Raw genomic sequence first — 5,655 nt, 5'->3', positions numbered from 1 at the left:
TTTAATATTAAAGCATAAGGATCATCTGATACTGCATTTTGTTGATTGTAGGCTTCTATCCCCATATATTAGGTCTCCATCTAGTTATAGTATTGTAATAATATTTAAGTAGTATAGTATTAAATTACTTAAATATCTGTAAGATAAGAATAAAATAATTTTTTATTCTTATGAAGATGCTGTTGATTGTTCAATCATTAAACTTAAGCCTGAAAAAGATGATTCATATTGTGTAATAATTGCAGAATATGTTCCAAATTGAGCAGCTAAAGCTGTATATTTAGCATCTAATATTTCTTCAGCATTTTCTTTATCCTCATTTAATACATCTTCCCTATCTTGCATAGAAGATTCATAAAGACCAATAACACCATCAGAGAATCCCATATTATCAATTAGCTCTTTTATTTGTGTTCCTAAACCTTTATTTTCTGCACTACCTATAAAGATATCTTTCATTGCATCTAGGTCTTCATCCAGCGCTGCATTAAAAGTTGTAGAATCTAAAGATAATGAACCATCTTTAGATAATTCAAAACCAAAACTAAAAATTGATTTATCTGAATTTTCACCATATGAGCCAAATAATTTATCTTTAATTTGATTTACTATATCTTTTAGAGCAGCTTTATCAGCAATATCAGAATCAGCTGAATAAACTTCTTCATCTACTAAAGCCACTAATTCATTATATTTTTCAATAAAAGTATTCATACTCGTTTCAATAGTTGTATTGTCTTTTGTTATATTGATACTTGAAACACCCTCTTCTGTTGCAGCTATTTTTAAGCCATCAACTTCTAAAGAATTTGATGATAAGTTATATTCAATACCATCAACTAAGGCTTTCATATCTTGTGCAACTAATGTATGATTTGCTTCATTTCCTGTACCTACTAAACCTAATGCATTACCTGCACCACTGTCTGTAATAGTAATTTTATTATCAACACCTGATTCACTACTTTTTAATACAAGTCTATATGAGTCACTACCTACTTGTTCTAAAGAAGCATTTATTCCGTTAATTTTATCTATTTCTGATACAAGCTCTTCATAGGTTTTTCCCTCCGTATCAATAGTTGTATCAACTCCAGCAACATTAATAATTAAATCACCAAGAGAAGTTAATGCTGTATCTTTTGTAGTACCATCGACTGCATTTGATTGATAAGCATCTTTTTGTGCTAAATTCTTAATATCAACAGTAGTAACACCTTCATTTAATAAAGATACATCTGCTGCATCAAAAACAACAGAATCCCCAGTTGCAGTTGCAGTTTTTTGATCAAATGCTGTTACACCACCAGTTACAAATAAATCAAATATTTTTATTGAATCTAATACTTCCTCAACTTTTTCACTTATTGTAGTAAATACTTCTTTTTCACTTTCAATACTTTCTATACTTGTTTCAATTGGCTCAACCGTAGCTGCTCTTTCTGCTGTTTTTAGTTTATCAATTAACTCTTGATTTAAAGATGCTGCTTGTCCTGATCCTAATCCTAAAATACCTTCAGCCATGATAATAACCTCCTATTATCTTTTTAAACCAAGTAATGTCTGCAACATTTCGTCAATTACTGTTATAATTTTTGCATTTGCACTATATGCAGCTTGGAATTTAATTAAATTTATCATTTCCTCATCAGAATCAACCTTTGTTAATTCATCATGAGCACTCTCTAAGGCTTGTTGAACTCCTTCTTGAGTACTTAATAAAAAATCATTACTCTCTTTATCAGATGAGACATTTATTCTAATATCTTGAAAAAACTCTGATAAAGAAGAGACTGAAGTATCATCAGGGTTTTGTTCTTTTCCTGTAAATGAAATATCTTTTTTCCATTGTAAAGTTGCTAAATAATCTAAATCATTCTGTTCTAAATCATTTACAGAATTTTCATTAAACGTTAAAGACATTACACTTCCACCAGAAAATAAACCAATATTATGAACTGTACTTGTTAAATAATCATTATCTGAGTCAATACTCGTATCTCCATACAAATATTCATCATCACCAGTTTTTATATATTTATCACTTAAATCACTTAATGTTTGTGCAAATGAATCTAATTTATCTTTATAATTTTGTATTTTATTATTATATGAAGTTGAATCTAGATTATCTAGTTGTGGTTTTAAAATACCACTTTTAACTGTGATTTCACTATCATAAATACTAAGAAAAGTTCTTGATTCTGATTCACTACTATAATCTTCTTCTGCAAAAAAGTTAGTTCTACTATCAACATCTAATTCATTTGTAGAATCTAAAAGATCTGAATCACTTTGCTTAACTACTGTAATTCTTCCTTCAAAATTTCCATCACTACCATCAATTTTTGATTCAATTAATAAAAAGTTATCTTGATTTGGATAAAGTTCTGTTTTATTACCTTCAGAATCTGTTTCATAGTTTCCATTATATGCTTTTACTAAATTACTTATTCCTGTAGTTGTATTTATTTCATTAACTAAAACTCTAAGATAATTACTTTCATCTACAGTTCCATCGTTCGTATCAATAATTCCATCTTCATTAATATCAAAAGTTATTGCATCTCCATATTTAACACTAACTTCAAATTCATTATTAATTTTATATGAAATAATATCTTCTTCATCAAAAGTAATATCAAGGTTTGAACCATCGTCATTTACATATTTATCTATTTGTGGAGTTTTTTCTTCTTCAATAGTCAAAGCTCTTACATTTGTACTATATCTAACTGCTGTTGTTCCTGCAATTTTTAATTCATATTCACCATCTTCAGTACTTACATCAATATCAGTATACATTGATAGCTCTTTTTCTAACTGATCTCTTTTATCTAATAAATCATTTGAAGAAGAACTATATTGAGATAGTTTTTCATTTACATGACCAATTTCTTGTAGAATGTCATTTATTTTTACAACATTAGCATTTAAATCTTCTTCCTCTAAAGACTGTTGTTTTTCAATACCTGAATAGATATTCTGTAAAGATTCAACTAAAGAATTACCCTCATTTTTTAAAGTAGTTTTAGCAACTTCTGAATTTGGATTAGCTCTTAAATTTTCTACAGATTGTAAATATCTATTTAAATCAGCTGAAAAACCACTATTTTCAGTCTCTTTAAATATTGATTCAACATTCGCTAAGGTTGAAGATAATTTATCATATGCATTTAATTTTGAGTTTTCAGAAAGTATATTTTCATACATATATTGTGAAGTTATTCTATAAGCACTACTAGAGCTAACTCCTCTTCCTGTTACTCTATTATCATTTTGGTCAAGTTCACTAAGTTGAACGACTCTTTTTTTGTATCCTGGAGTATTCTCATTAGCAATATTGTTCGATACGTTTTCAACTGCAACTTTCGCAGCATTTAAACCAGATTGTGAAACATTTAATGTACCTAGCATTGAGACTCCTTTAGGATAAGATTACTAATTATTGCATTACAATTCTTAAAATTAGATTAAAATGGCCATATCGCTCTAAATATCTTAGTTCCCCAAGGAGTTTTCATGATATCTGCTTCTTCGCCTTCTTTATCATAAAGAACTTTTAAATTTGCCATTTGAGAAGACTCAATTGAATTATCTGAAGTAATATCATAAGGTCTAATTACTCCGCTTACAATTATTTGTTGTTTTTGGCCATCTATTAATAATTCTTTAGAACCTTTGATAAAATAATTACCATTTTGGTAAGTTTCTTGAATAATAGCAGATATTACTGTTTCGAAGGATTCATCAAATTGACTAGATGCCTCACCTGTATCAGAAGAAGAGCTATTAGTACTAAAACCAACACCCAATTTATTATTTATTTTACTTGCCGTACTACCTAGTGCATCTGTACCAGTTGAAGCTAATAATCCACCACCAAGATTAGTCTCTCTATCACTAGTTAATTCTCTTGAGTTACTAGAATCCGAAGATAAAGATTCACTAATATTAATTTGAATTATATCACCAACTTGTAAGTCTTTTTTATCAGCAAATAAAGAAGCTCCTTGCATTGAATATAAAGAGCCTTTATTATTTTGAGGTGCAGGATTTTTTTTTGGTATTTGAATTTTTGGCTTAGTAAAATTTATTTCTTGTTTAGGTAAAACTCCACAAGCTGTAAAAAAAACTGTAACTAATATTATCAATATACTATTTTTCATTTAATCTACTTTTTACTATGAAATTAACATCAATTGCAATTATTATTTCATTGAGTGTATTTTTAATTAATGCCATTGTTCCATATCTTACTTTTAATGCGTCTAAGTTAGTTTTTGGTTCACAAATAATCACTACTTTATTTTCAATAATTTTTACATGTTGTATATATTTTTGGCCTATTAAATCTACTGCTTTTTCTATTTCAGTTAATATTGCTCGTTCTAAACTCTTTTTATACTTCTTATCTTTTTCAGCTGCAAGTTTTTCGGCCTTTTTTGTTTCAAGCTCAATTCTTTGTTTTTCTTCAAACTCTTTACTCATATAAAAATAGTAACCAGCAAACATTGCTACTAATACAGCTAAAGAAATGAATTTTATTATTCTTTGTTTTTTATTTCTTTTTACAGCTACTATCATGACTCTATTTTATTACAAATGTTGTAAATAATATTTTTTTAATATTATTAGCTTTTATATCTTCATTATTAGATGTAACTTCATTAATAACACCATTAATTTCTTCTAAAAGCTCATCTTTTAATAAAGCTTTTCCACCAACTGTTAATAACTCTTCTGAACTTCTTGCACTAATTTGTGCGATAACTACATCAATAACTTCAGCTCTATACTCTTCCATTATAGCTTCAATTGTTGGCTCAACACTTTTAACAGCAAAAGATAGTTTCATTAACTTCTCTTTTCCCTTAGCATTAGTAATATTTAAAACTAAATCATCAACATTTGCTTTAAATGTCTCTTTAGAATCACCTGCCTCTTCTTTTTTAGTCATCTCTTCTGTTGTTGCACCATCTTTTGGAGAAAATAGCCCTTGAGAATATAAGAAATAAGCACCACCAGCAACTGCTAATAATAATATTACAACTAGCGCTATTAATGCTATTATCATTCCCTTACCTGCTCCTGAACTTTTACTTTCTTCTGTATTTTCTTCTTCAGCCATTGTTATCCCTTTTCATTTTCTACTTTAAAATCTTCAAGCATTAATGTTAATTTTGCTGCATTTGGCACGCTTAAATATTTCATTAATAATGTTACTTTTTTTTCTTTTAATTTTAAGATTATATCAAAAACATCTTCAATTCTTCCATCACTTATCATTTCATTAAAAATTGAAGCTGCTATTTTAGGCTTCATAGAATTATAAATTTTTGCTGTTTTACTATTTACAGTCTCTTCCATATTTTGTAAAATCGAAAGATTTTTATCATGTAACGCTTTTATCTCTGCTTTTTCTTTTTCAATTTGAGCAAGTATTGTTTCTAGCTCTTTTTTTCTATCTTGATACTCTTTTTCTTTTTTATTATAAAAAGAGTTTAGTTCTTTTTTTAATTCTTTTATCTCAATTCTTTGTTTTATTAATGTACTACTTGTTTCTTCTGCACCTAATAAGAAAGTAGAAAAAAATAAAAAAATAACTATTTTACTAAACAAATCATAACCCTTTATCCTGAAATATACTTACTT

The 5,655-nt window shown here is 27.8% G+C and carries 6 protein-coding genes; all 6 read right to left on the bottom strand.

Annotated features, from left to right (window positions below; all coding sequences use genetic code 11):
- Positions 1-168: 168 nt before the first annotated feature.
- Genes fliD through GBG18_RS14460 form a run of 6 tightly spaced genes read right to left on the bottom strand, consistent with a single transcriptional unit; the run spans position 169 to position 5,622 of the window.
- Positions 169-1,524 (bottom strand): flagellar filament capping protein FliD, encoded by a 1,356-nt coding sequence (fliD, locus tag GBG18_RS14485; RefSeq protein WP_152192228.1) that lies wholly within the window; start codon positions 1,522-1,524, stop codon positions 169-171.
- A gap of 15 nt (positions 1,525-1,539) precedes the next feature.
- Positions 1,540-3,417: a flagellar hook-associated protein FlgK gene (locus GBG18_RS14480; RefSeq protein ID WP_152192226.1), complete on the bottom strand. Its 1,878-nt coding sequence runs from the start codon at positions 3,415-3,417 to the stop codon at positions 1,540-1,542.
- Positions 3,418-3,473: 56 nt separating this feature from the next.
- Positions 3,474-4,169, bottom strand: coding sequence for a flagellar basal body L-ring protein FlgH (locus GBG18_RS14475; RefSeq protein ID WP_152192225.1), 696 nt, complete (start codon positions 4,167-4,169; stop codon positions 3,474-3,476).
- Entirely contained in the window at positions 4,159-4,587 is a 429-nt protein-coding gene (locus GBG18_RS14470) for a hypothetical protein (protein WP_152192223.1), read from the bottom strand. The genes GBG18_RS14475 and GBG18_RS14470 overlap by 11 nt, the downstream gene beginning before the upstream one ends.
- Before the next feature lie 4 nt (positions 4,588-4,591).
- Positions 4,592-5,131, bottom strand: a complete 540-nt coding sequence (locus tag GBG18_RS14465) for a flagellar basal body-associated FliL family protein (protein WP_152192221.1) — start codon at positions 5,129-5,131, stop codon at positions 4,592-4,594.
- A 2-nt stretch (positions 5,132-5,133) separates the two neighbouring features.
- A complete protein-coding gene (locus tag GBG18_RS14460; protein ID WP_152192219.1) occupies positions 5,134-5,622 on the bottom strand; it encodes a MotE family protein in 489 nt (162 codons plus the stop codon).
- Between the last annotated feature and the right edge of the window lie 33 nt (positions 5,623-5,655).

This window comes from Poseidonibacter ostreae (genome assembly GCF_009208075.1).
In the GTDB taxonomy this organism is placed as follows: Bacteria; Campylobacterota; Campylobacteria; order Campylobacterales; family Arcobacteraceae; genus Poseidonibacter; species Poseidonibacter ostreae.
This window is presented reverse-complemented; position numbering and strand designations above follow the sequence as displayed.

What these genes read in the sequence shown, in the direction of transcription:
- GBG18_RS14465 (WP_152192221.1), bottom strand. Translation starts at nt 5,131, where the DNA reads ATGGCTGAAGAAGAAAATACAGAAGAAAGTAAAAGTTCAGGAGCAGGT.
- fliD (WP_152192228.1), bottom strand. Translation starts at nt 1,524, where the DNA reads ATGGCTGAAGGTATTTTAGGATTAGGATCAGGACAAGCAGCATCTTTA.
- GBG18_RS14475 (WP_152192225.1), bottom strand. Translation starts at nt 4,169, where the DNA reads ATGAAAAATAGTATATTGATAATATTAGTTACAGTTTTTTTTACAGCT.
- GBG18_RS14480 (WP_152192226.1), bottom strand. Translation starts at nt 3,417, where the DNA reads ATGCTAGGTACATTAAATGTTTCACAATCTGGTTTAAATGCTGCGAAA.
- GBG18_RS14470 (WP_152192223.1), bottom strand. Translation starts at nt 4,587, where the DNA reads ATGATAGTAGCTGTAAAAAGAAATAAAAAACAAAGAATAATAAAATTC.